This is a genomic window from Nitratidesulfovibrio liaohensis, assembly GCF_011682075.1.
Classification (GTDB): domain Bacteria; phylum Desulfobacterota; class Desulfovibrionia; order Desulfovibrionales; family Desulfovibrionaceae; genus Cupidesulfovibrio; species Cupidesulfovibrio liaohensis.
Window position 1 is genome coordinate 1 of the sequence record NZ_VSMK01000673.1, and the last position, 826, is coordinate 826.

1 protein-coding gene is annotated in these 826 nt (G+C 72.4%); it reads left to right on the forward strand.

Going from position 1 to position 826, the window contains the following annotated elements; translation table 11 throughout:
• Positions 1-49: 49 nt before the first annotated feature.
• Positions 50-826, forward strand: a 777-nt coding sequence (locus tag FVW27_RS17615; protein WP_167127708.1) for a radical SAM protein, incomplete at its 3' end; no start/stop codon positions are given.

An 826-nucleotide genomic window follows, 5' to 3' on the forward strand; every position in this document is an offset into this window, starting at 1 on the left:
ACCGGGGCGGACCGGGGGTGAGGCGCGGGCAGCGGCGCAGGGCCGGGCACTGGCCCGCACCGCAAGCGTGTGCCCGGTGTGCCTTGGCCCTGCCCCGGCCGAGCGGGTGGCCGTGGGCGATACGGTGCTGCTGGTCAAGCGCTGTCCCGAGCACGGTGAATTTTCCGTGCCGGTGTGGCGGGGCGAGCCTGCCTTCACCGGCTGGGTGCGTCCCAAGATTCCCACCGCCCGGCGCGGCCCCGGCACGGAACGCGTCCTTGGCTGTCCCAATGATTGCGGGCTGTGCCCGGACCACGGCCAGCACACCTGCACCCTGCTCATCGAGGTGACGCAACGCTGCAACCTGCGCTGCCCGGTGTGTTTTGCGTCGGCAGGGCCGGGTGAGGGACAGGGGGATCGGGGTGAGCGGCAGAGTGGGGGGCAGGGCAGGGAGCCGGGGAGTGGGCGGGGTGACGAACGGCGCAAGGGCGATAGCCGCGCATCCTGCCGCGAGGACGATCCCACCCTGGGCGAACTGGTCACCCGGCTGGCCGTGCTGCGCCCGCGCGCGGGCGATGCCAACATCCAGCTTTCCGGCGGCGAACCGACCCTGCGCGACGACCTGCCGCAGCTCATCACCGCCGTGCGCGGCCTAGGCTATCCCTTTGTGCAACTGAATACCAACGGCCTGCGTCTGGCGCGTGAGAAGGGCTATGCCGCGCGCCTTGCCGCAGCGGGGCTGGATTCGGTGTTCCTGCAATTCGACGGGCCGGACGACGCGGCCACCGCCCGGCTGCGCGGCCTGCCCCTGCACGCGGACAAGGTGCGCGCGGTGGAAGCCTGCGTG